Origin of the sequence: Clostridium sp. C8-1-8, from assembly GCF_009928445.1 — a bacterium.
In the GTDB taxonomy this organism is placed as follows: Bacteria; Bacillota; Clostridia; order Clostridiales; family Clostridiaceae; genus Clostridium_AR.
This window is the reverse complement of record NZ_JAABNO010000009.1, coordinates 16,256-40,022: the sequence shown is the minus strand read 5'-3', so window position 1 is coordinate 40,022 and position 23,767 is coordinate 16,256. Positions and strand designations below refer to the sequence as shown.

Genomic DNA, 23,767 nt, shown 5'->3' with positions numbered 1-23,767 from the left:
CCTCCTACTCTTGCCAAGTGAATTTTTTGACTTTTTTATGTAAAACTTTTTCTGCTAAAAGCTTTGATGTAATATCTGTAAACAGAAGAAACTCTCTGAAGATTTCATCTAGCTCTGATAGCTTGTCTAAATATATAAGATTTCCTTCGCTATCAAATGCACCTTGTGATTTTCCTAAAAGGAATTCACTGCTTGGCATGATTCTAGCCGCAAGCTCAGGTGAATCAAGTATTTGTCTAAGATGTGCCTGTGCACGAGAAGAACCAAGTGTACCAAGGGAAGCTCCCACAATTAAAACAGGCTTGTCAGTAAGTGCTTGACTAGTGTAACTAATCCATTCAAGAGCACTCTTTAAAACTGCAGGTATTGCATGGTCATACTCTGGAGTTGCTATTATTACTCCATCTGCTTTAAGAATTTTATTAGATAATTCTGCTACCTTTTCAGGAATATCAGAATCCTCTGGTTCATTAAAGGCAGGTAAAGCCTTAATTTCATATAGTTCTATATCTGCCTCACTGGCAAAATGCTTTTGCATAAATTGAAGCAGCATACGATTAGTTGACACGTCTGAGTTAGTACCTACAATTGCTAAATATTTCATAGTAATCTCCTCTCTCTATTTGAAAACTTCATAATTTCATAAGTTCAATAATTCCTTGATATAATTTTAACATTTTGAGTATATTATATCTAATAGTTATTTATTGAAGTTTGATAACATATTTGTTATAATCAAACACAATAAAAAACAAGTTAATTGTTTCACAAAAGGATGAATAAAATGTCAAAATACTATTCTCAAGATATTTTGTATTATATTGATGCCATTTTAAAGTACAGTAATTATGGCAAGGCTGCCAAATCACTTTATATTTCTCAACCTTACTTGACACAGGTTATTAAAAGGGTAGAAAGTCAGTTAGACTGTGAGCTTATCAATCGTAGCAATCTGCCATATAGATTAACGGAGCAGGGTAAGATATATTATCAGTATTTAACTTCAATAGAAAATAATTATTCTAAGCTGCTTAGGGAAATATCCGCTGTGTCAGATATAGATAGCAAGGTTATCAAGATAGGAGTACTTCCTAGCCTTGGAACCTACCTTTTACCTCTTTTTTTACCAAAATTTCTGGGTATGCATCCAAACTGTAAAATAGAGCTTTCAGAGGCTTTACCAGAAAAAAATGAGAAATTAACTCAGAATGGTGAATTGGATTTTTGGCTTGGGCAAAATTCAACAAATATTTCTCCAAATTTAAGCTCCATTACTTGGGGCAGACACAGATACCGTGCTGTTATTCCTCGCTGCTGTGATCTATACCAGAAAGACGTGGCCATTATTCCAGAAGGAACTATAGACATAAACAAGCTACTGTGTCAAAAGCTGATACTAACTTCCAAAGGTTCTGCTATAAGAAAGCAGATAGATCAGTTATTCAGCCTTTATAAGGTACAACCAAAAATCATAATGGAAAGTACCGAAATCAATACTGCCCGTGAACTTGCAACCAGTAACTTGGGACTTACCTTTATACCAGAAAGCATCTATATAAAGGAGTGTCCATCTAAATATAATATATATGAAGTTCCAATGGATGAGCTTAGTTTAGATTACTTTATAGCATATCACAGTGAAAAAAAACTAACTGCCGTTGATAAAGACCTTATAGATGCATTTCTAGTTCATGGTCAAAATAACTTCAATATAGGAGATCAAGATGAATGAGTATACAAAGATAATATATCTTATGGGAACAAAAATTTCTCTCTATATAAAGGGAGATGCTGCTGAAAGTCTTGCAGAAAAGGCTGAGGATATGCTGATTCATTATGAAGAAGTCTTTAGCGCCAACAGTGATAACTCACAGCTTGCCATGCTAAAAAAAGAAGCTTCCTTGGCTCCACAAAAAGTAGATGATGAACTGTATGAGCTGATAAAAGTAGGAAAAGAACATAGTCTATGTGAGAATACATATTTAAATATAGCAATAGGTCCATTAATAAAATTATGGAGAATAGGTTTTAAGGAGGCACATGTACCTGAGAAAGAAGCTATAACAAAGGTACTAGAGCTTTTAAAGCCTGAAAATATACAACTAGATGATGAAAAAAAGACGGTGTATTTTTTGAAAAAAGGCACTGAGATAGACCTCGGAGCCATAGCTAAAGGGTATTTTGCTGATAAAGTTATGGATTTATTTAAGGAAAACGGGGCTGTTTCAGCTATGGTAGACATGGGCGGTAATGTTCTAGTTTTTGGAGACTCCCCCTCTGAAGGCGGTGACTGGAATGTGGGAATACAAAATCCATTTCTACCAAGAGGAAATGCGGTAGCCCTTGTGAAAATAAAAAATCAATCCGTTGTAACCTCAGGAATATACGAGAGAATGCTTGAAAATGATGGCATTAGATACCACCATATATTTGACAGCAAAACAGGCTATCCAATAAAAAGCAATATAGCTTCTTTAACTATTATTGCTGATAAATCTCTAGACTGCGATATATATACTACAAAATTCTTTGGATTAGATGCGGCTTCAATTATTCGTAGAGTTAATAGCATTAAGGGAATGGGTGCTGTTGTAATAACTGTGGATGGAAAACTAGCCTATACAAATAATCTTATAGGAAGAATATCTCTATTAACAATGTAGTTGTCATCTACAGGCATCTTCTGAACATTCGATACTTCATGACTTTTATTAACAGCATCATACAACCAATTAAAATAGAACGTACTTCCTATGTTTTCTGAAACTCTCCATTGAAGCTTTGCAGAGTTTCAGAAAATGTTAAGGTCTAGATTTACACATCTTTAATAACTGTGTAAACACTCACCAAGTGCTTCTTTCCATCATATAAGTAATCTTAGTATTTATCAAAGAAATGTGGTAACGCATTGTATATATATTTGTAGCAGTATTCATACGAGTGTGTTCCTCCGTGAGCCACACAGTACACAATATTTCCCTTCTTTAAATCTTCAGCAAATATAAAACAATCTTTACGGGTCATCATTTCATGTATCATCGAATCCATAGGCTTATATGCTACATCATCATCACCTACACATGCAAATATCTTAAAATCCCATCCTGATGCTTTGGCTGAATTAACTAGGAAGTTAACTGTTTCTTTAGGACATATTAATCCACCTTGAAGCTTAACAGCCCAGCAATCTCCACTCATTGGCATATAATACTTGATATATTCCAAACATTTTGCGTATATATTCCAAGTAGCCTCTGACCCCATAGAATATCCGCCAAACGCTCTGTTTCCTCTACCTTTATTTACTCTAAAGAGTTTTTCTACCGTTGGTATCAAATCTCTTACCAATTCATGATGAAAGTTTTCTGTAAGTAATCTTGCATCTTTTGTTGAAGTAAGTGCTTCTGTAGTTCCCTGATAATAAAATGATGGTGCTACTACTATTAATGGCTCAATATTTCCCTTAAAAATCATGTTGTCTAAGATATTCTTAAGATCTGTCTTTCCTTCAATTCCACCAAATACTTCATCTGAGTTACCACCACCACCATGCATGAGATAGAATACATTATATGTCTTTTTATCACTTTCATCATACATATATGGAAGATATACCAATGCATCCTTGTTTAGAAGAGTATTATCCTCGCTATATGTATTGGAAATATAATTAATCCTTACTAATTTCCCCCGTCTTTCGCATCTTTCATAATAGCTTTTGTCTACATCTACAAACTCTCTACACATATCCTTCTCCTAAATTACTGATGTTTTTCCATAAAATCAAGTACAAGTTTTCTTGCCTCTTCAGCACCTGTAGGTGAAAATCCATGTCCTTCTCCAGGTAACACAACAAGTTTTTCATTTTTGTAAAGCTTCTGCGCTCTTTCAGAATTACTTAGTGGAGCTATAGCATCTTTATCTCCATGTACAGTCAGTATATCTTTAGAAAACTTTCCTATATTATCAAATGTATGAAAATCTCTTATTGATACAAAGAAATTCTTACCTAATGTTAATCCCCAGAAATCCACTTTTTCTGGTATATCGTCTACTGATGCGTAGTTCTTTCTCCAATCATCAGGTATATTTAAAGCAGGATAATATAATATCATTCCCTTTATTAAATCTTCACTTTCTTCTGCTACCAATGCTGTTACCAATCCACCCTGACTGCCACCCATCAGGTATATGCTATCTGCATTTACATTTTCTAAGCTTCTTATGTTATTTAAAACTTCAAGTAAATCTGCCTTTTCCGTAAATATAGTCATATCTGTAGATGATCCACTACTTTTTGATCTTACGGAACCACCGCAGAAATCATATGCATATGCAACATACCCGTTCTGCGCAAAAAATCTGCACTCGTTTTCAAAATCTGAATTAGCTCCATTATAACCATGACTTAAAATAATAGCCGGATGCTTTCCTGCATCTTCTGGATAATATAACTTACCATAAATCTCTTTGCCTTCTTTTTTAATGATGAGTTCCTTAACTTCTATATTCTTCTTTTCTTTGTTCTTTATTGTGTCGTTTGTTATCTTTTCTGAAGTCATCTTTGTTTCATTCTCCTTTACATTATTATTCTTTGAACATCCGGCCATAACCATAATTACAGCTAACATACATAAAATTAAACTTCTCCTTTTCATGAAAACACCTGCTACCTCATTTATTTTTGCATATTATACTCTACTTTGCTCAGTAATGATAATAACGTAGCTTTTTCTTCCGGAGAAAATCCTGCAAAACTCTTTTCTTCCAGTTCTTCAACAACTTTATAAAGATGTTCTGCTATATCCCTTCCTTTTTCCGTCAAAAATATCTTATATGCCCGCTTCATTCCTGAAACATAACATACTTCTTTATAAATAAGATTCTGCTTTTCCATCTTCCCAAGAAGTACAGCAAGTGTAGACTGTTTAATTCCGCATACTGCTGCTAATTCCTTCTGCACTTGCCCATCTTGATTTTGGAGTATATAAAGAATTTTCGGTTGTCCTTCAGTCAATCCCAACGCATTAAATGCCTTTCTACTCGCTTCTGCATGAGCTGATGAAGAACCTAATAACGCTAAAAACAATTTTTCATGTGCCATAAAAATAACTTTACCTCACTATTTTTTATAAGCTAATTAGTTTACTAATTAATTGTTATGATATCCTTTTCTTTATGTCTTGTCAATAAATTACATATAAATAACTTTGTAAAGATTTATTTAAACTTCCGTCACCAGTTTGCAAGCTCTTACCTAACATAGGGTTCTTTGCGAAGCGAAGTTGATCTCGTTAATAAAACTGTACTTTCGTAAAATTCCTTAAAATCATTTTATATCTAATGATAAATCTACCTCAAAATAATTATAAAGTATCTCAAATATGCATAATACTATTATTATTTTAATTTCAATACAACATAAATTTCGGAGGTAACTATGCTGACAAATGAGGAAAAAGCCTATATTGCTGGAATAATTGATGGTGAAGGTAGCATTATGCTTATAAGATTTCATAATAATCAATATCCTTCTCCTTCTGTATCAATAGCTTCCACAACTATAGAACTGCTTCAGTGGATTAAATTAAAGACCGAAATAGGTGTAATTAAAGGAAAAAAAGTTTATGATTTAGAAAAACATAAACCATCATATTCATATATAGTTAAGTACAATGATGCTATAAAGCTTTTAGAATTGATTTATCCATATCTGATTATTAAAAGCAAAAAACAAAGAGCCTATATGATAATTACTGAATACAAAGATTTAACACCTCGAAATGGTAGGTATTCAAAGGATCTCCTAGAAAGAAAATTAGAATTTTATAGAAGATTTATTTCGATTAAATAGTTTAAAAACCCTAGACAAAAATGTCTAGGGTTTTATATGGTGGAGGCGAGGGGTCGTGCGCATATGTTATTACTAACATCACTGACTATATCTTCATAATCAGGAATAATCACCCTAATTATGCTTGGCGTATTATAGAAGCCATAGTATAGTTTGAGACTTCTATCCTAGTACTCCATACTTAAAAGCTAAGGAGCCTATGAGTCGATACGAGGCTGTTAAGTTTCCTTACATACCTCTCGGTATTGCCGTCATCGTCACATGGTACGGTTTCACCGATAAAGCCAAGTTTTCACTCAAGAATCACTTCTTGAGGCGACTCTTTTACGAATCGAACCCCTGTCCGAAAGCAGATCAATTTGACTTTCTACGAGCGTAGTCTATAATTTAACATTCCCTCCACAAGACGCCTATAGACAGGCTTCTTGCTTTAGTAGCTTCATAAATTCCGTTCCTAGGTCAAAGCTTTCCTAGGCTCGGGGCCCCGCTGTCGGCGCCAGATCCTAAGCCGCGGGAGTCTTAGGCTGACGAGCTGCTACTAGGCAGCTAATGCAAAATTATCTTCTGCGTTTACATTTAGTGCATAGTTGATCACGTGGGACCATGCTTCCCCCGGCTCGCTTATCAAACCCACCTTACCCCCGTCGAAGCCAAAGCGCCCCCATATTATGGGTGATGAATTTGCAAACGCTATAATTTATTATATTTAATTTTCTGAATCTTAATTATAAACCTTATGAACTGTTATGTCAAGTCCACTGTGATGTTATTTAGTTACTAACTCCTCATCACAAATATTATATTACAGCATTAATCAATTTATTTCAACACAGTTATTGATACCAATGTTGCTTATAATTGATGTATGTGGAATTAATAATAGCTTAAGTATATAAATCTCATTTTTATATTAATTAAAAATCTAATAATAAAGCATTCAGTATCCCCTGCAACATATAGTTTATAAAAAATTTATTTATTCTTATATTTATATCTTTATATATTTATAAATTCTTAAATTTATAAGAATTTATAGTAATAATGCGCCTTTCAGCAGTTTCTATCATATTTTAATTGTCCCCAATTTGTAACCTTCCTTCATATAATAGAGTATGAACTAACAACGGAGGTATCGATATGAAGTGGGTATTTGTAATAGTGGCTGTGATTATGTTCGCGCTTATATTCTACTACTCTGTAAACAATGAAAAAACAAGGACGAGAAAAAAAGCTTTAGGACTATATAGAAGGAAACGTTATGGTAGAACAATTTCTTTGCTTGAAGCTAAACGAAATATTTTAGGCGAAGATTTTTACTATTCCCTCTTGATAGAGATATTAACAGAAACTAAGGATATAGAAAATTTACTTAGAGTTTGTGATGAAGCAATAGAGGCCAAAATTGAAAGCAGTATGCTATACAACAACATAAGTTATGCTTACTTTGAAGCTGAGCTTATGGATAAAGCCTTAGAATATGCTGATAAGTGCATAGAACTTAATGATAAGTTTGCAGCACCTCATGCTAATAAAGGTAACTGTTACTATATTCTTGGTAATGTAAGTAAAGCCTTAGAAAGTTTTGATAAGGCCCTTAGTATAAATAAAGACTTACCTGCTGCTCTTTACGGTAAGGGTATATGTTTATATATTCAAAAAAAATATGACGAGTGCGAAGAATATCTCTTAAGATATAGTAAGATAAATAGAAAAAGTATAAATACTTTTAAGCTACTTGCAGATCTATATTTTGAGAATAAGGATTTTAGCTCAGCTGCTAGAATGTACGAATCCATAATATCTGTAGACTCCACTCTCCCCTGGGCCTACTATGAACTTGGAAATGTACTTTTCTTTGATGGTGATTTATTTAGAGCCTTAACTTCCTTAGATAAAGCTATAGAGCTAGATAATAACTGCTATATTGCCTACTACTATAAGTGTAGGATATTTTCTATCTTTAGGCGCATAGATATAGCTTTTGACTGTCTGGAAAAAGCTATTGAAGGCGAAAAATATCTTAAGCTCATTGCTTTCGAGGATAATTTTCTGAATAATCTAAAAATTTATTCTAGATTCAAAGATGTAGTTGGATATAGAAAAAATGATATAGTTGCTGAACTTCAGGTAACTAAAGATGAATAAAAAGTCATGCTCTACATGAGCATGACTTTTTAATATCTTGATTTTTCCTTCATTTGTCTTTCGATATCTCTCTTATGAGCTTTTTCAAGCATAGTATCTCTCTTGTCATAATTTTTCTTACCCTTACAAACAGCTAGGTTTACCTTCACCTTACTACCTTTTAGATAAAGTGCTAAAGGTATCAAGGTTAAGCCTTCTTGTTGAATAAGCCCTGTAAGTCTTCTTATTTCTTCTTTATGCAAAAGCAATCTTCTCTCTCTAAGAGGATCTACGTTAAAAATATTTCCTTGTTCATAAGGACTAACGTGCATATTCTTTATATAAATTTCTCCATTATATATGTCTGCATAGCAATCCTTAAGATTTGCTTTTCCAGCTCTTATTGATTTAACTTCTGTTCCAACTAGCTCTATTCCAGCTTCCATGGCTTCTTCCACAAAATAGTCATGTCTAGCCTTTCTATTTTCAGCTAAAGTCTTATTATCACTCTTTCTAGCCAAATTATCACATCCTAATGATATTATATTGCCTATATTATAATATATTAGCCATTTAATAACAAGTTCAAACATTTCCATGGTTCTATCTTTAATTAAATAATTTTCAAATCTATTTCTTGTCCTTTTTCCCTTGACTAACATACCAGTAAGGTAAGCCTAAAAATAGTGATCCACCTAATATATTACCTAATGTAACCCATCCAAGATTGTGAAGTACTGCCGCTAAAGTAAAAGTATCTGGATGTGGAAGTATTAAAGCTGCAGCAAATAAAGCCATGTTTGCAATAGAATGCTCAAAGCCAGCTGTTGCAAAGGCAAATATACACCAGAAAAGCATCATAAGCTTAGCTGTTTCTTCTTTCAATCTGTAGCATAACCAAACTGCTAGACAAACTATAAAATTACATAGTATAGCTTTTAAAAACAGTTCATCGGCTGGATAATGAGTCTTGCTTTCTGCTACCTTTAAAAGGTACTTATCCGCAACCCCAATTGGAGCTCCACTTTTTACATATATGTATGCAGATACTATAGAACCTGCTAGATTACCTAAGTAGCATACTATAAGTAGCTTCAGAGTATTCTTTATACTAATAGTCTTTTCTAAAATCCCCACTGTCAATACAAAGCAATTGCCTGTAAAAAGCTCTCCTCCTGCAAAGTAAATTAAACCTAAGGCTATGGAGAAGGTAAGTCCTACTGCTAACTTTCCATAAAGCTTTCCATCTACATTTATTATGCCTGCTGTTGAGTAAGAAAGCGCTATTCCTACTATTACAAAAAAACCAGCCATAAATGCTAACAGGAAATACTTAAAAATACTATCATTAATATATTCGCTCTTAACCTCCGCAGAGTGAGCAACCTTCTTTATTTCTTCTTTGTACATCTTACACCTCATCTATTAGTATTATGATTGCAGAATATATAGCTTAAATTAATCTCTAACCCTAATAATTTATTCTAGATAAAAATCTTTCCTAATTACTATTCATTATCAGCTATACATTCACTCTCATTATACTGATAATTATTCTCATTTTCAATATTTTTGTGATATTTATTGGCTAGCCATATCTTAGCAAATATAGTTAATTCAACTATATTAATGGCTTCTAAATGAGATATTGGAGTATGTATTTGTTTACAAAGCAATAACTAACTCAAAATAATTCTTTTATGGAAATATATTTATGACTTAGTATAGTAGTTCCAGCTTAAATCTCCTTCTTCAGTGAACTTTTATGAACATCTGCCTTTTCAAGGCTATATGATGAAAATTTGGCATAAGGATACGTTTTATTTTTTACTGTATCCTAACAAGTTGTTCTACCAACTTAATATTAATAGGTTTAAATAATAAAGATTTTATAATCTTATGTACACTAAAAAAAGCCATACATATAAGAAGGCTTATTAACCTTATTATGCATAGCTTAATTTGGTAGTATCTTTTAAATTATTATTGAAATTAAGTGGTCATGAAGGAGATGCTATAATTTTAACTTCTTTAAAAGTTCTTCACATTCATTAACACTCATTATCTTAGGAACTGGATAGCTTGGATTTCCCTCTTTAATCGCTCTTCTAGCAATTAGAGGTATATCTTCACGCTTCAGTTCTTTTATTCCTTCTGGAATACCCATATTCTTGTTCATATCTTTAATTTTATTAATAAACTTCTCTGCTAAAACTTTTTGTGACTCATTTTTATTTCCTAGATTTGAAGATAAAGCAAGTTCTGCTAGCTTGCTATGAGAAGCTTCTCCATAATACTCTAATACCTTTGGTAGAATTATAGCATTTGCTAGTCCATGTGCTACCCCGTATAGACCTCCTATACTGTGAGCTATTGCATGAACATATCCCACATTGGCTCTAGTAAAGGCTTGCCCTGCATAATTAGAGGCTAATAGCATCTTATTACGACCGTCAATATTTTTTCCATCTTTATATACACCTTCTAAGCTCTCAACGATCATCTTAGTTGCCTCTTTTGCTTTACTATCGGTAAAAGCATTTCCGTTCTTTCCTACAAAAGCCTCAACAGCATGAGTTAAAGCATCCATACCAGTGGCAGCTGTTAAGTGAGGAGGTACTCCAACTGTTAAAGCAGAGTCTAATATAGCATAGTCAGGTATAAGCTTAAAATCTGCTATAGCATACTTTTCATGAGTTTGTGAATCAGTTACTACCGCGGCAACTGTAACTTCCGATCCACTTCCTGCCGTAGTAGGTACTGCAAATAATGGAGGAATAGGCTTTTTCACTTTCATAAAGCCTCTTAAATCCTTAATTTGCATATTCATATTAGAAGCCCTAGCTGCCACTACCTTAGCACAATCAATAGGAGAGCCTCCACCTATAGCAACTATAGCATTGCAACCATTATCTTTATATACCTTTAAGCATTCTTCTATGTTCTCAATAGTAGGATTAGGCTTTACACTATCATAAATTTCGTAAGCAATATTCTTGCTTTTCATTTCCTTAAAAAATTCCTCTAGTGCTCCTGATTTTAATATAGTTCTACTTACTATAACTAAAACTCCATTTATATCCTTGTCCTTAAGAACCTTAGGTAATTTATTTATAGCTCCTTCTCCAACTAACAATTCAGGTTCTTTAAATTTAATTATATTGGTTCCTGCTCTTACAAAAGCTTGAACCGTTCTATAATATGTTTTTTTCAAAGGCCACATCAACTATACCACTCCCATTATTCAAAGTTATTAACTTTCTATTCCGTAATTATACTTGTAACATAACTACATTATAGTTATGTTACAATTTTTGTCAATATAATTATCCTCCTATAGCAAATTTATTGTAATCTAAGACTTGTTAGTATAATTTTCTAAGAGCAAGCCCACCTTCTTCATTATACTTTTCATAGCACTTTAGATCTCATCGTAGATTCTTATGTAATATAAAATAAAAGCTATATTTCAACAGGGTGATTTAACATAATCAAAGTCAGAACCAACCGCTTAGCAGGTAGTTTTCTTTAAATGCTAAAGCACATAATAAAAAATACCACCGCCAAAAACTAGCGGTAGTATTTTTTCACTTACACTATTTTACTTATATCCTAAAAGTTTTTTACAAAAGAATTATCCCATCTATTTAAGAACACATAGTCATTATAATCCTTTTTAGGATTATGATTTTTTTGCTCATTGCTATGACCTACGGGAGTCATTCCAACTAACTTATAGTTCTTAGGTGCACCAATTATATTTAGAACATCAGCTTCATTAGCTGCACCTACCCAACAAGTTGAATAACCTTCAGCTGTAGCAGCTAAAACAAAATGTTCCATTGCTATAGCTCCATCTACTAGGTAATATTCCTTGCCATCTAACTCTCCTGATTTATCTGGTGCTGCTACAAATACCGCAAGTAATGGTGCATCTTTTATTCCTCTAGACACCTGTCCGTCATCATTTAGAACTGTATCAGCTATTGTATCCTTTAGCTTCTTATCATCTACTAAAATAATCTTGTAACTAGTATTATTCTTCCATGATGGAGCCATCATTGCTGCGTTAATCATTCTGTTAAGCTTATCTTTTTCTATAGGTCCTTGTGTATTAAAGCTCTTTATACTTTGTCTTTCTTCAATAACTTCATAAAATCCCATTGTGATACCTCCTAATCTTTTGTAGACATACTTAAAATAAATGTATCAATTCACTTAAAATTTATATCTTAAGTTCTCCCATTAAAAACTTGAAGAAGTTTAAAATACCTTTCAGGTTGAATTGATACATTTTTAACTTTACCGCCTTTAAATTATATTTTTATAAGGTGGCTGTTTATAAATTTAGTATTATCTATTGTTAAGAGGTTAATACAAGTAATTACTTATATTTTAATTAGATTTTGGTTATCGTGTTTTTCTTCACTGTCTTCCCAGTATCCTTCTTCAAACTCATCAAATTCATCTTCCTCTTCGTCATCTATATCATTTAACATTCCTTTTACATCTGGCACAGGAAGATCTATCTCAAGTTCCGCTTCTGCTGGTATAATGTCAAAGTAAACCTCTCTATTGTCTATATCTACCCTTGAACATCTTACAGTAACGCTATCACCTAATCTATAAATCTTCTTTGTTCTTTCTCCTATAAGCATCAAGTGATCTTCATCGTATACGTAATAATCATCATCTAAATCAGCTATACGAACTAATCCTTCTATGGTGTTTGGCAGCTCTACAAACATACCAAAGTTTGTAACAGAAGAAATTACACCTACAAATTCTTGCCCTATTCTGTAAGACATGTATTCAGCTTTCTTTAAATCATCTACTTCTCTTTCTGCCTCTTGTGCTACTCTTTCCATATCAGAAGACTGCTTAGATGCTACATCAACTATCTTAGTTAGTCTTTCAACTCTCTTTTCATCTATTCTGCCATGAAGATGTTCCTTTATTATTCTATGAATTTGTAAATCAGGATATCTTCTTATTGGAGATGTAAAGTGGCAATAGTACTTTGCAGCAAGACCAAAGTGTCCTACACATTCTGGTGCATATCTAGCTTGCATCATGCTTCTAAGAAGAAGAGTACTTACAACAGTTTCTTCATTCTTTCCTTTAATCATCTCAAGCACGTCTTGAAGCATTGATGGATGGATGTCTTGTGCCCATCTTACTGTATATCCTAAGTTGTATATAAAGTTTTTAAATCTTTCTAACTTCTCTTGGTCTGGTTCCTCATGTATTCTGTACACAAATGGAGTTTTAGTCCAGTACATGTATTCAGCAACAGTTTCATTGCATACAAGCATGAACTCTTCAATTATTCTATTAGCTATTTCTCTTTCATACGGTCTGATTTCAATTGGCTTACCAAGCTCATCTAATATTATCTTAGATTCTGTGAAGTCAAAGTCTATAGCACCTCTTTTGGTTCTTCTCTTATTAAGTATTAAGCACAATTCTTCCATTGCCTTAAAATCATCATAAAGATAATCATATCTTTTTATAAGGTCTTCATTATCGTCCTTTAATATAGCCGAAACATCTTTATAAGTCATTCTTTCAGAAGTCCTTATAACACTTTCAACTATCTCATGATCTACCACAGTTCCGTTTCTATCGATAGTCATAATACAGCTTAAAGCAAGTCTGTCTACTCTAGGATTAAGCGAACATATTCCATTAGATAGTTTCTTAGGCAGCATTGGTATAACTCTATCTATTAAATAAACAGAGGTTGCTCTCTTAAGAGCTTCTTTATCAAGAGGGTTCTTTTCTCTAACATAGTGAGTTACATCTGCTATGTGAACACCTAATCTATAGTTTCCTCCAGGAAGTCTTTCTATATTTACTGCATCATCTAAATCCTTAGCATCTTCACCATCAATAGTAACCATTCTTACATTACGAAGATCTCTTCTTCTCTTGTATTCCTCTTGTGATATTTCTTCTTCTATATTTTCGGCATATTCTAATACCTTATCTGGAAACTCCTCTGGAAGTGCAAACTTCTTGATTATAGTCAGGATATCTAGGCCTTTTTCTCCCTTTTTACCTAAAACATCTTTAACTATTCCTTCAGGGTTTCTTCTTTGATCTGGCCACTTTACTATTTCAACTTCTACCAAATCACCAGTTTGAGCGTTGTTTCTATCATTTCTAGGTATAAATATATCGAATTGTACTCTCTTATCTTCAGGAATAACAAATCCAAAGTTTTTTGAATCTTCATATACTCCTATTATCTTCTTATTAGCTCTTTCAGTTATTTGAGCTATTTCACCTTCACACTTCTTGCCTTTATCATCCTCTTTTAGTATCTTGGCTACTACCTTATCTCCATTCATAGCTCCGTTCATTGATGAACTTGGTATAAATACATCTTTTAAGCCTTCCTCATCAGGTATGACGAATCCAAAACCTCTTTGATGCACTTGTATCTTACCAGCTACAAGCCCCATTCTCTCAGGTAGTCCGAATCTATCATGAGCAGTTCTTACAATAAGCCCTTCTCTTTCCATAGTCTTTATAGCTCTTTTAAAAGCCTTATATTCATCTCTATTTATATCAAAAATTGTTGCCAAATCTTGAATATCCATTGGTCTATAAGCTGGTTCTCGCATGAAACTAAGTAGCGTTTGCTTTATTCCCATAGCATCATTCCTCCATATCTTTTATTTTTTTTATTAGGCTTTATTTAAACATGGTACTTTAATATAGCCTTTTATTATCTATTTAATTTTTTATTATTTATTTTTCCCCATATAATATCTTTAATACTTTATAGTAAAACTACTTACTAGCCATTCAATTATCTCTTTATAGCAATACCTTTTCTCAATCTATACAAATATAAAAAGTTTCCTAGAAAGACCTTAAATTTCTAAATAATAGATTAATATATAAAATTACATAATCTAATAACACACCATATTAGAATAAACTTATTATTTTAATGCAGGAAGTTTTCATCTACTTGAGGAAAGTAATTGAATTGTCTACCTATACAGAATATATGAGATAAAAAATTAGCATATTTTATGAAAAACTTGTATTTATCTTTATTATAATTGGATAAACTAATTAAAGCAAATAAAGATAAATTAACAGAAAATCTTCTTAGATGAGATAAGAAAAATTTTATTAATTAATAATAATTTTCTATTGATATTTATTTTTGTATGTATTATAATAATGTTACAAGCTACATAGGAGGAAGTCATGAAAAAATACGTTTGTGTAGAATGCGGTTATATTTATGACCCAGCTATTGGCGATAGTTCTCAAGATATCCCAGCAGGTACAGCTTTCGAAGATTTACCTGATTACTGGCTCTGCCCAATATGTGGTGAACCAGTGGATATGTTTGAAGAACTAGATTAATGATACTTACTTCCTATTCAAAACCGACCTCACTCTTTTTAATGCTATTCACAACAATAAGAAAACATTAAGGCTTTTGCCTTAGTGTTTTCTTATTGTCCAATAATCCATATCTAATCCCTGCGTAGATTTTTACAAGTGGTTTTCTTAAACACCTAAAACTCATAATAATATATAAAGGCTGGTCAAAAAAGACCAGCCTTTATATATAACTTATTATATTAAGTTAAGAGCTAAAGTGATTACTGCAAATGCTATTGATGCAACTATAGTTACATTTCTAAGTGCAGCTTCTTTTGTTCTACCCTTGTTCTTTGAGAAAAAGGTTTCGCTTTTACCTTGGATTAATCCACTTAGAGCGTCAGCTTTACTTGGTTGTAGCAATACTGATACTATGATGATTATTCCGACAATAATTTCTAATGCTACTAAAACATTATAATACATTGTGGTCACCTCCTGAATTCATTGGCTTTTCATCTTGTTAAACAACTTTATTATGATTTAAACTTTAGATTAATTTATATTGTGAACTCCTAAATCAATTTTTAATAGTAGGAACATCTTCACATAAACACTTATAAACTCAACTATCAATCTTAAAATAATTACCTATAATAATACCTTAGTAGAATATAATAGTCAAAGTTCATATACTATGTAATAATATAAATTAAGCTTTACTTCTAAAACTATGCATATAAATAAATCATAACACACCATGATATTATTTACAATAATTAGTTGTGAGCAAGAAGTAAAAAAACAGCTACCTCAAGGTAACTGTTTTTCACAATTAGGTCTAATTACTTCTTTATATTGAAGAATGCACCTAGTCCTCTGAATTCACCGATTTCATCTAATTCTTCTTCAATTCTAAGTAATTGATTGTACTTAGCAACTCTTTCTGATCTAGCTGGTGCACCAGTCTTAATTTGACCAGCATTTACAGCTACAACAAGGTCTGCTATTGTAGTATCTTCAGTTTCACCTGATCTATGTGAAATTACAGCTGTGTATCCAGCTCTGTTTGCCATTTCAATAGCATTTAAAGTTTCTGTTAAAGTACCTATTTGGTTAAGCTTTATAAGTATTGAGTTTGCAGTCTTGCTTTGGATTCCTCTTGATAATCTTTCAGTGTTAGTAACAAATAGGTCATCACCAACTAATTGTATCTTTCCACCTAGTTTATCAGTTAGGATCTTCCAGCCTTCCCAATCCTCTTCTGCCATACCATCTTCGATTGATATTATTGGATACTTTTCAACCCAAGCAGCTAAGAAGTCAGCCATTTCATTTGCGTCTAAAGTCTTTCCTTCATGTTCTAATACATACTTACCATCTTTGTAGTATTCTGATGAAGCACAGTCTATAGCTATGAAGATATCTTCACCTGGCTTGTAACCTGCTTTATTTATAGCTTCTATTATTACTTGTAGAGCTTCTTCGTTTGACTTTAGGTTTGGAGCAAATCCGCCTTCGTCGCCTACACCAGTAGCATAACCCTTATCATTTAATATCTTCTTTAATGAATGATAAACTTCAGCACTCATTCTTAATGCTTCGCTAAAACTCTTAGCTCCTGCTGGCATAATCATGAATTCTTGTAAGTCTACTGAGTTGTCAGCATGCTTTCCACCGTTGATTATGTTCATCATAGGCACTGGTAAAACCTTAGCGTTAGCTCCGCCTATATATTGATATAGAGGAAGTCCTAGATATTTAGCTGCTGCTTCTGCAACTGCTAGTGAAACACCTAGTATAGCATTAGCTCCTAGCTTACCTTTGTTATCAGTACCATCTAACTCTATTAATGTTTTGTCTATTAAAGGTTGATCGAAAACATTCATTCCGATTAGTTCTGTAGCTATTGTTTCATTAACGTTTTGAACAGCTTTTAAAACACCTTTTCCATTATATTGAGTTTTGTCATCATCTCTTAATTCAACAGCTTCATAGATACCAGTTGAAGCACCTGATGGAACAGCAGCTCTTCCTATTGTACCATCTTCAAGTACTACTTCTACCTCTACAGTTGGGAAGCATCTTGAGTCTAAAATTTGTCTTGCAAGAACATCTACAATTTCAACATATTGTTTCATTCTAAATTCCTCCTTATTAATATAGGTAAATAAATACCTATAGTATTATCTCTTAAAATGTATTTAACTATTACAAGTTTGTGCATTAATAATATTTTTATTCTATATTATAGTAAATTATTATTGCATTTCCTCATTTGGTTAACTTTATTATAAATCATGTAAAAGACTTTTTCAATCATTTGATAACAATTTTCATTACAATTCACATTTAAATCGTAATTTTCAGATAAATTTAGTGATTCTTTGTGAAACTTTTCTCATATTTTTAGCTTGTTTATTACTTCTATCTAATAATTATTATTTATTTATCATTTTTATTTATAGCTAAGAATTTCTACTGCTTAAGCTTAATAATTTCAAAAAGTACGCCACATAATATAAAAAATCAGGTTAATGCCTTGTGCAGATTCATTAAAGTTTAAGATTGCTGAACACTTAGCTTAAAGAATAGTACTTTAAAAGCCATAACTTACACTGTATATAAAGCAGGAAATTTTATATTATATGCTTTAAAAAAGTTATGGTAAACTTGGTACCTATGCCTTGTTTACTTTCAACCTTAATGCTACCACTTTGAGCTTCGATTATATTTTTAGATATATACAGTCCTATGCCTATACTTGTAGGATTAGCTGAAGATTGCCCTTTATAAAACCTCTTAAAAATCTTTGGAATTTCCTCTTTAGCAATACCAGCACCATCATCCTCTATTTTAAGCTCTATAAATAAGGGAGTTTCTTCCCAAGATAGCTCTACCTTGCCATGTTTTTTACCATGCTCTACAGCATTCTTAACTATGTTTGATAAAGCTTCACCAGTCCACTCAGCATCATGGTTAAAAGTCACATATTCATCACCTTTAATGCTAATAGTTATATTTTTCTCTTTTGCCTTAAGTTCTATTCCTTCTATTGCTTTTAAAACAGTATTCTTCACTATGTTTTCCTTAATATTAAAGTTTATTACCCCTGCTTCCAGCCTTGCCATCTTTAATAAACTCTTTATCAGCCATTCCATTCTATCAAGCTGGCCTTTACTCATATCTAAAAATCTATTTCTCTCCTCACACTCCATGTAAGGCTCGTTTCTTATTATCTCATTGAAGGTTATAAGTGAAGCTAAAGGCGTTTTTAGTTGATGTGTTATATCAGCTATTATATCTTTAAGGTTTAGCTTCTCCTTATTAAGCTTTTCAATGCTTTCCTTAAGCCTCTTAGTCATCTGATTGAACTGATGTCCTAGAACATAGATATCTCCTTCACGCCCATCTTCAAAGTAATTTGTGAAGTCCCCTTCAACTATTCTTTCCGCAGCTAAAGCAAAGCTTTTAATCTTTTTAAAAGTTTGTTTTATATCAATCAAAAGTAAAAAATAGAATACAACACCAAAGGCCAAAGTACAAAACATCAAACTATACCTTCCATAGGTGTAAAAGCTATTCATAGTAGGATTCTTATAAACTTCTAAGCCCTCGTCATAGGAATACTTTTGCATAACACTCAAACCATAGTTGTAGTTGCTATCATAGCCCTTAGTGTAATTATCTACTATAGCCTTTTCACTTGCCGGGTTTTCTTTTACTAAAGCTCCAATAACACCTATATTTTGCTTTATTATATCTTGATTTAGTCTTCTAATATTGTATAGGTTGAGCAGCTGAATAGCTATTACGAATAATATAAATAGTATAAGAAACTTAAAGGTAAATTTTTTAATCTCTTTATTATTGAAAAGTTCCATTACTACTTACCTCTTCCTTCCACCTATACCCAAAGCCTCTTATAGTCTCTATATATCTACTAGTTTTAGTATCATCCTCTAATTTTTCTCTAAGTCTCTTTATATAGACATTTAGAGTGTTACCATCTACAAAATTGCCATCACAGTCCCATAGTTTTTCCAATATTGTATTTCTAGGTATTACGTTTCCCTTGTTTTCTATTAGAAGAAGCAGTAATCTATACTCACCTGCTGTAAACTGAACTTCAATTTTATTTACATACACCTTACACTTTAAAGGTTCTATGATTATATCTCCCGAAACTATTGTGCTAGTAGTTTCTTCCTTCACAGCACCTTTCCTTCTCACTACTGCATTTATTCTTGAAACTAGCTCACGGATTCTTACAGGCTTAGTTATATAGTCGTCTCCTCCCATATCCAATCCCATAACTATATTTCCCTCTTCTTCTAATGCAGTCATGAATATAATAGGCACATCACTACTCTTTCTTACCTCCTGACAGAAATCATATCCAGTACCGTCAGGAAGCATTATATCTAGTAAAATTAACTCTATTTCGTTATTAAACTCCGCTCTTGACTCCTTAAGATTCTTACAAACTTTAACCTCAAAGCCTTCTTTTTTCAAGGCATATTCCATTCCCATTGACAAAGCTATATCATCTTCTACCAGTAAAACTCTCATATATTTCCCTTTCTATATTTCAATGTAAACTTAAAGACACTCACGAATATTATACCAAATATACACAAAAACACTAATTAAAAGTAATTAGTGTTTCTATGTTAAATCATAGTTGCATCTGATAATATTGTTACAATTAGTCTGTTATACAGAGATGTTAAAGATGCATAACTGCTATTCTTCCAATCGTAAACTCTCCATAATATTCATATCATTTAATCTTCTAAGAGGTATAAGCGCTGCTAAGAATGTAATACCTATAACACCTAAAACTCCTACTATATAAGGCCAAACTGCTTGGTTATAAGCAATATTAATAACTTTATTCATAGGTTGTTGAGACGATCTAACCAATAGAAAAGCTACTACCGTTCCAAATACAGATGCCAAAATACCATGCAACATGCCTTCTAACAATACTAATTTCTTAAACTGTTTTTTAGTCATACCTATGGCTTTAAATATAGCAAATTCTCTTTTTCTTACAAGAAGATTTATAGTAATTATATTAACTATGTTTACTATACCAATAATGCTTATCAAAGTTATGAAGCCATATATAAGCACTGAAAGTTGAAACATAAGCTTTCTTGTACTTTCAATTTCTTTATAATTATCCATATAGCTTCCATTTGCACTCTCTGCTTTTATGGTAAACTTATCAAAGAGTTCCTCGCTGGAAGTTTTGCTTACAAACTTTATTCCAACTGTATTATAATCCTTCGCTTCTGTAAGCTTAAAATAATTATCGTTAGTTATCATAAAGCCCACACCATTGTACATCACTTCATGTAGCATAGGTTCATCCTCTACTACCCCTACTACTGTAAAGCTAACATATTTATCTTTATCAACAAGTTCTTTGGCGTTTTCTGTTTTATTCTCCTTTATATATTGAGAATTAATTTTAGGCAACTTTATCTTGTCACCTATCTTATAATTAGTTAATTCATTGTAATCAATTTTTCCTTTTGGTCCTTTCCCTTTACACCTATTTAAGACTATAACCCCATTATTAGTAAACTCCTCATAGCTAGGTTTTCCTTTCTTCAGCTTATCCTTAGCATAGTTAAAAGCCTTTTCATCATAGCCCATTATAAAAGATGTAACTAATGCTTTATCTTTATAATAATTCAAATTATCCTTTACACCTAAATTAGTAAAATAAGCTTTATTCAACTTATCCTTATCTACTGGCAGGGTAACTGAAGCTAAATTCATCTTATAGGCTTCCCCTATACCTTCATACCCCTTAATATCCTCTACAAATTTATCATTGAAGCCTTCTGCTCCTTCCCTAGAGAACATTGAGTCAAAGGCTGCTGATGAGTATATTTCACTAATCATACTCTTAGTATAATCCAAGAAATTTGCAAAGAAAATGAACATTACTACAGATACCATCAAAGACAGGATTGTAATCCAGAACTTTTTAGGGCTTCTTCTTATATTCTTGTAAGCCACCTGCCCTTCAAATTTAAATATAAGCTTTGTAAGATAAGCTCTCCTTCTTTTAAACTTTTCTCTTTTTACTACTCCAGCTCCTCTTACTGCCTCTATCGGTGATACTCTTGAAGCTCTAATTGCAGGTATAAACACTGATATAAATATGGTCCCTAAACCTAGAGCTATAGCTACTCCTATAATTTGAAGGTTTAATCTTGGCTTACTTCCCATAAGTCCATCTATAGCTCCTATAAGAGAAAAGGTTATATATATACCTACAAAACCAGTAATTATACCAATTGGTATAGATATTATACTCATAACCGCAGCCTCTTTAAATACAAGCCTTCTTATCTGCTTCTTTGTAGCGCCTATAGATCTAAGTATTCCAAAATGCTTTATTCTTTCCGCCACAGAGATATTAAAGGAATTGTATATAACTACAGTTGTGCATACTATAATAAAAATCACGATTATGGCAAACATCCCTATCAAAGCATCATTTCTTTCTGATACTTCTCCCTGACCATATAAGTATAATAAATCATTGTTAAACTCAACCTTAGAATTAGTATCCTTTGCAACCTTTTTGCCTATGGCAATTTTATCTTTCTTTTCTTTCAGATTAGCGTAATACTCATAATTTCCTTGGTTGTCTAAGCGTTCTAAATAAGTTATAGAATAATATTGATTACTCTTCATTGATTTTGTGTTTTCATAACTTCCCACAATAGAATAAGTTTTCCTATCATCAGTTGCTTTTCCCTCTTTAAGTAACTTGCCTGTTATAGATAAATTACTTTTCTTATCCTTTAGTAATTTATAAAGTCTATTCTCTACAATTATCTCATTTTCATTTTTAGGCATTCTACCTTCCACAAGTTTTACTTTAAAGGTATTATTAATAGCCTCCTTATCATAACCACTTATTTCAAGAAGTTTTTTGTTCACTGAATTGTTATCCGTATCAAATTCTATACTGGCTAAACTCTCAGTGACCCCTCCACTTTTAATTTCTACATTGCTCTTTAAGCCTTCAACCTTTTCCTTAGTAAGCTCTGTAAATTTAACTTCATAATCTCCTACCTCAGCTTTTATTTGATCCATTCTTCCGTTAATAGCACTATAGTACATAGTTCCTATTGCTGTGAACATTGCTATGGACACTATTATACCTATAACAGTCAAAACACTTCTTTTCTTATGCTCCTTCAAATATCTTGATGTTATGTCAGAGTACTTTCTCATATATCCATCACCTCGTTACTAGCAACCTCACCGTCTACTATAGTAAGAACTCTATCTGCCATTTTTGCTATATTTAGATCATGAGTAATAAGTATCAAGGTTTGATTATATTTCTTAACTGAATATCTTAAAAGCTCCATTATTTCCTTTGAGTTCTTGGTGTCAAGATTTCCTGTAGGCTCATCAGCGAGAATTATTGAAGGCTTATTTGAAAGTGCTCTTCCAATGGAAACTCTCTGTTGCTGCCCACCTGAAAGCTCTGTGGGAAGATGATTTTTTCTATCGCTTATTCCTAAGACCTCCATTATCTCTTCTATATACTTCTTATCTGGCTTCCTATTATCTAACAATACAGGCATAGTTATATTTTCTTCCGCAGTTAATACTGGTATAAGGTTGTAGAATTGAAATACAAAACCAACCTTTCTTCTTCTAAGTATAGACAAATCCTCTTCCTTCAAACCATACATATCCACCCCATCTACATAAACCTTTCCTGAAGTAGGATTGTCCACTCCTCCAAGCAGATGTAGTAACGTACTTTTTCCAGATCCGCTAGGTCCGACTATTGCTAAAAACTCTCCTTTATCAACAGAAAAGCTCACTTCACTTAAAGCCTTTACTTCATTGTTTCCCTTACCATATTTCTTTGTTAGTCCCTCAACTCTTAATATTTCCATAACAGCCTCCCATAGCTTATTTTTAATATTAAATTCCTATTTTCAAAACCTAATTCATATAGTTATTTCACGTTACGCACATAGAGCTGATTTATAGTAGCCCTTCTATCAGCTAATTACTAACGAGCCTTATGCTGTAATAATATAGCATTTTATAACCCTTTAAAGGTTCTATATCATTAACTTCTCTATAGTAAAATAATAATATAGTAAGATTACAAAAAAATAAAAACTAAAATTACAATTTTGTAATTTTAGTTTTTCTAATAATAAGCTTATCATTTTCAACTATTAGAACCTGCTGAAATTAAGCAGCCAGTTATCTGATGCTTTATTGTGCGCTTACTCAAAGGAATAATGATATTAACACTATTCTTACATATATAAAGATTTAAAGAATAAATCTTTATATTCATATTTAACATTATAAAAGCCGTTGACAAAACTTTATAAAACTCTATAAAGTTCATTCCTTTTTCGTTGAACCCAATTT

The 23,767-nt window shown here is 32.4% G+C and carries 20 protein-coding genes and 1 other RNA gene; 5 read left to right on the top strand and 16 right to left on the bottom strand.

The features are described 5' to 3' along the window. Positions 1-4: 4 nt before the first annotated feature. Positions 5-604, bottom strand: a complete 600-nt coding sequence (locus GXK57_RS11220; protein WP_160675886.1) for an NADPH-dependent FMN reductase — start codon at positions 602-604, stop codon at positions 5-7. A 180-nt stretch (positions 605-784) separates the two neighbouring features. On the opposite strand from GXK57_RS11220, the gene GXK57_RS11215 reads away from it, so the two are divergent. Together GXK57_RS11215 and GXK57_RS11210 are read left to right on the top strand one after the other, a co-directional pair. Next, positions 785-1,732, top strand: coding sequence for a LysR family transcriptional regulator (locus GXK57_RS11215; RefSeq protein WP_160675883.1), 948 nt, complete (start codon positions 785-787; stop codon positions 1,730-1,732). Beyond that, the gene (locus tag GXK57_RS11210; protein WP_160675880.1) at positions 1,725-2,663 is read left to right on the top strand and encodes an FAD:protein FMN transferase; all 939 of its coding nucleotides are present in this window, start codon (positions 1,725-1,727) and stop codon (positions 2,661-2,663) included. Before GXK57_RS11215 ends, GXK57_RS11210 begins: the two co-directional genes overlap by 8 nt. A gap of 214 nt (positions 2,664-2,877) precedes the next feature. On the opposite strand, the gene GXK57_RS11205 is transcribed toward GXK57_RS11210, so the two are convergent. From GXK57_RS11205 to GXK57_RS11195, 3 genes are read right to left on the bottom strand one after another with little or no spacing between them, the layout of a single operon-like run. Continuing rightward, positions 2,878-3,747 carry an alpha/beta hydrolase-fold protein gene (locus GXK57_RS11205; RefSeq protein ID WP_160675877.1) on the bottom strand — a complete coding sequence of 290 codons (870 nt, stop codon included), beginning with the start codon at positions 3,745-3,747 and terminating at the stop codon, positions 2,878-2,880. A 14-nt stretch (positions 3,748-3,761) separates the two neighbouring features. Beyond that, positions 3,762-4,658 carry an alpha/beta fold hydrolase gene (locus tag GXK57_RS11200; RefSeq protein ID WP_243156407.1) on the bottom strand — a complete coding sequence of 299 codons (897 nt, stop codon included), beginning with the start codon at positions 4,656-4,658 and terminating at the stop codon, positions 3,762-3,764. A gap of 20 nt (positions 4,659-4,678) precedes the next feature. Beyond that, complete coding sequence (locus tag GXK57_RS11195) at positions 4,679-5,104, bottom strand: MarR family transcriptional regulator (RefSeq protein WP_160675874.1); 426 nt, start codon at positions 5,102-5,104, stop codon at positions 4,679-4,681. A 339-nt stretch (positions 5,105-5,443) separates the two neighbouring features. Between GXK57_RS11195 and GXK57_RS11190 the strand changes: the two genes are divergently transcribed. Then, on the top strand, positions 5,444-5,854 hold the full coding sequence (locus tag GXK57_RS11190) for a hypothetical protein (RefSeq protein WP_160676212.1): 411 nt from the start codon (positions 5,444-5,446) through the stop codon (positions 5,852-5,854). A gap of 311 nt (positions 5,855-6,165) precedes the next feature. Here the strand turns inward: GXK57_RS11190 and ssrA are convergent. Further along, positions 6,166-6,517, bottom strand: a transfer-messenger RNA (tmRNA) gene (gene ssrA, locus GXK57_RS11185). A gap of 474 nt (positions 6,518-6,991) precedes the next feature. Here ssrA and GXK57_RS11180 point away from each other — a divergent pair. Next, positions 6,992-7,999, top strand: coding sequence for a tetratricopeptide repeat protein (locus GXK57_RS11180; RefSeq protein WP_160675871.1), 1,008 nt, complete (start codon positions 6,992-6,994; stop codon positions 7,997-7,999). A 29-nt stretch (positions 8,000-8,028) separates the two neighbouring features. On the opposite strand, the gene smpB is transcribed toward GXK57_RS11180, so the two are convergent. From smpB to rnr, 5 genes are all read right to left on the bottom strand, one after another. Beyond that, positions 8,029-8,499 carry an SsrA-binding protein SmpB gene (gene smpB / locus GXK57_RS11175; protein ID WP_128215278.1) on the bottom strand — a complete coding sequence of 157 codons (471 nt, stop codon included), beginning with the start codon at positions 8,497-8,499 and terminating at the stop codon, positions 8,029-8,031. 109 nt (positions 8,500-8,608) lie between these two features. Continuing rightward, the gene (locus tag GXK57_RS11170; RefSeq protein ID WP_160675868.1) at positions 8,609-9,388 is read right to left on the bottom strand and encodes a formate/nitrite transporter family protein; all 780 of its coding nucleotides are present in this window, start codon (positions 9,386-9,388) and stop codon (positions 8,609-8,611) included. Between the two features lie 604 nt (positions 9,389-9,992). Further along, complete coding sequence (locus GXK57_RS11165; protein WP_160676209.1) at positions 9,993-11,201, bottom strand: iron-containing alcohol dehydrogenase; 1,209 nt, start codon at positions 11,199-11,201, stop codon at positions 9,993-9,995. Positions 11,202-11,590: 389 nt separating this feature from the next. Then, complete coding sequence (locus GXK57_RS11160; RefSeq protein WP_160675865.1) at positions 11,591-12,142, bottom strand: nitroreductase family protein; 552 nt, start codon at positions 12,140-12,142, stop codon at positions 11,591-11,593. 224 nt (positions 12,143-12,366) lie between these two features. After that, the gene (gene rnr, locus GXK57_RS11155; protein ID WP_160675862.1) at positions 12,367-14,637 is read right to left on the bottom strand and encodes a ribonuclease R; all 2,271 of its coding nucleotides are present in this window, start codon (positions 14,635-14,637) and stop codon (positions 12,367-12,369) included. 568 nt (positions 14,638-15,205) lie between these two features. On the opposite strand from rnr, the gene GXK57_RS11150 reads away from it, so the two are divergent. Beyond that, positions 15,206-15,367, top strand: coding sequence for a rubredoxin (locus GXK57_RS11150; RefSeq protein ID WP_128215283.1), 162 nt, complete (start codon positions 15,206-15,208; stop codon positions 15,365-15,367). A gap of 216 nt (positions 15,368-15,583) precedes the next feature. Here GXK57_RS11150 and secG read toward each other — a convergent pair whose 3' ends face one another. The 6 genes from secG to GXK57_RS11120 form a co-directional block, all read right to left on the bottom strand. After that, a complete protein-coding gene (gene secG / locus GXK57_RS11145; RefSeq protein WP_160675859.1) occupies positions 15,584-15,814 on the bottom strand; it encodes a preprotein translocase subunit SecG in 231 nt (76 codons plus the stop codon). 359 nt (positions 15,815-16,173) lie between these two features. Beyond that, entirely contained in the window at positions 16,174-17,469 is a 1,296-nt protein-coding gene (eno, locus tag GXK57_RS11140; RefSeq protein ID WP_128215285.1) for a phosphopyruvate hydratase, read from the bottom strand. 498 nt (positions 17,470-17,967) lie between these two features. Beyond that, a complete protein-coding gene (locus tag GXK57_RS11135) occupies positions 17,968-19,212 on the bottom strand; it encodes a HAMP domain-containing sensor histidine kinase (protein WP_160675856.1) in 1,245 nt (414 codons plus the stop codon). After that, positions 19,196-19,900, bottom strand: a complete 705-nt coding sequence (locus GXK57_RS11130) for a response regulator transcription factor (RefSeq protein ID WP_160675854.1) — start codon at positions 19,898-19,900, stop codon at positions 19,196-19,198. The genes GXK57_RS11135 and GXK57_RS11130 overlap by 17 nt, the downstream gene beginning before the upstream one ends. 174 nt (positions 19,901-20,074) lie before the next feature. Beyond that, on the bottom strand, positions 20,075-22,594 hold the full coding sequence (locus GXK57_RS11125; protein ID WP_160675851.1) for an ABC transporter permease: 2,520 nt from the start codon (positions 22,592-22,594) through the stop codon (positions 20,075-20,077). Next, on the bottom strand, positions 22,591-23,274 hold the full coding sequence (locus GXK57_RS11120; protein ID WP_160675848.1) for an ABC transporter ATP-binding protein: 684 nt from the start codon (positions 23,272-23,274) through the stop codon (positions 22,591-22,593). The genes GXK57_RS11125 and GXK57_RS11120 overlap by 4 nt, the downstream gene beginning before the upstream one ends. Positions 23,275-23,767: the final 493 nt, after the last annotated feature.

Coding starts and splice junctions, on each gene's coding strand:
- eno (WP_128215285.1), bottom strand. CDS start 17,469: ATGAAACAATATGTTGAAATTGTAGATGTTCTTGCAAGACAAATTTTA.
- GXK57_RS11215 (WP_160675883.1), top strand. CDS start 785: ATGTCAAAATACTATTCTCAAGATATTTTGTATTATATTGATGCCATT.
- GXK57_RS11160 (WP_160675865.1), bottom strand. CDS start 12,142: ATGGGATTTTATGAAGTTATTGAAGAAAGACAAAGTATAAAGAGCTTT.
- GXK57_RS11120 (WP_160675848.1), bottom strand. CDS start 23,274: ATGGAAATATTAAGAGTTGAGGGACTAACAAAGAAATATGGTAAGGGA.
- GXK57_RS11205 (WP_160675877.1), bottom strand. CDS start 3,747: ATGTGTAGAGAGTTTGTAGATGTAGACAAAAGCTATTATGAAAGATGC.
- GXK57_RS11165 (WP_160676209.1), bottom strand. CDS start 11,201: ATGTGGCCTTTGAAAAAAACATATTATAGAACGGTTCAAGCTTTTGTA.
- GXK57_RS11130 (WP_160675854.1), bottom strand. CDS start 19,900: ATGAGAGTTTTACTGGTAGAAGATGATATAGCTTTGTCAATGGGAATG.
- GXK57_RS11125 (WP_160675851.1), bottom strand. CDS start 22,594: ATGAGAAAGTACTCTGACATAACATCAAGATATTTGAAGGAGCATAAG.
- GXK57_RS11220 (WP_160675886.1), bottom strand. CDS start 604: ATGAAATATTTAGCAATTGTAGGTACTAACTCAGACGTGTCAACTAAT.
- GXK57_RS11180 (WP_160675871.1), top strand. CDS start 6,992: ATGAAGTGGGTATTTGTAATAGTGGCTGTGATTATGTTCGCGCTTATA.
- GXK57_RS11170 (WP_160675868.1), bottom strand. CDS start 9,388: ATGTACAAAGAAGAAATAAAGAAGGTTGCTCACTCTGCGGAGGTTAAG.
- rnr (WP_160675862.1), bottom strand. CDS start 14,637: ATGGGAATAAAGCAAACGCTACTTAGTTTCATGCGAGAACCAGCTTAT.
- GXK57_RS11135 (WP_160675856.1), bottom strand. CDS start 19,212: ATGGAACTTTTCAATAATAAAGAGATTAAAAAATTTACCTTTAAGTTT.
- GXK57_RS11210 (WP_160675880.1), top strand. CDS start 1,725: ATGAATGAGTATACAAAGATAATATATCTTATGGGAACAAAAATTTCT.
- secG (WP_160675859.1), bottom strand. CDS start 15,814: ATGTATTATAATGTTTTAGTAGCATTAGAAATTATTGTCGGAATAATC.
- GXK57_RS11195 (WP_160675874.1), bottom strand. CDS start 5,104: ATGGCACATGAAAAATTGTTTTTAGCGTTATTAGGTTCTTCATCAGCT.
- GXK57_RS11200 (WP_243156407.1), bottom strand. CDS start 4,658: ATGAAAAGGAGAAGTTTAATTTTATGTATGTTAGCTGTAATTATGGTT.
- GXK57_RS11150 (WP_128215283.1), top strand. CDS start 15,206: ATGAAAAAATACGTTTGTGTAGAATGCGGTTATATTTATGACCCAGCT.